2 protein-coding genes are annotated in these 467 nt (G+C 48.6%); both read left to right on the top strand.

All coding sequences use genetic code 11. The features are described from left to right. Positions 1-183: phage tail tube protein (locus H1S01_RS20770; RefSeq protein WP_243237466.1), on the top strand; the 183-nt coding region annotated here is incomplete at its 5' end. A gap of 12 nt (positions 184-195) precedes the next feature. Further along, positions 196-467: hypothetical protein (locus tag H1S01_RS20765; RefSeq protein ID WP_188042193.1), on the top strand; the 272-nt coding region annotated here is incomplete at its 3' end.

Here is a 467-nt window from a genome sequence, read left to right as displayed (position 1 = left end):
TTGGATGAAGTGTTTAACAGCCGGTCGACGCTCAAAGCCGAAATCCGACTACCCTCTGGCAAGAAATATACCGGAACCTGCATCATCACTGACTTTCCTTACGAATTCCCCCAGGATGATGCGGCCACCTATAAACTCACTTTGACCGGCACAGGCGCATTAACCGTCACAGAAGGAAGCTAACGGAGGTCATCAATGGCGAACAAACAACGTGGATTTGTGGATATTGAACTGAATTCTTCTCGGAAACTTCGCTATACCCTGAATGCCTTGGTAGAAATAGAGGAAAAGCTAGGCGTCACTGTGACAGAATTAAATGAATCGAACCTCGGCATCAAGTCAATTCGAACGTTCCTCTGGGCCGGACTCATCCATGAAGCCCCTGAACTGACGGAAAAGGAAGTGGGGGATTGGGTCGACTTCAACAACCTCGAATACGTCCAGGCCAAGATTGCCGAAGCCTTTGA

The organism is Heliobacterium chlorum (assembly GCF_014502795.1).
Classification (GTDB): domain Bacteria; phylum Bacillota; class Desulfitobacteriia; order Heliobacteriales; family Heliobacteriaceae; genus Heliobacterium; species Heliobacterium chlorum.
This window is presented reverse-complemented; position numbering and strand designations above follow the sequence as displayed.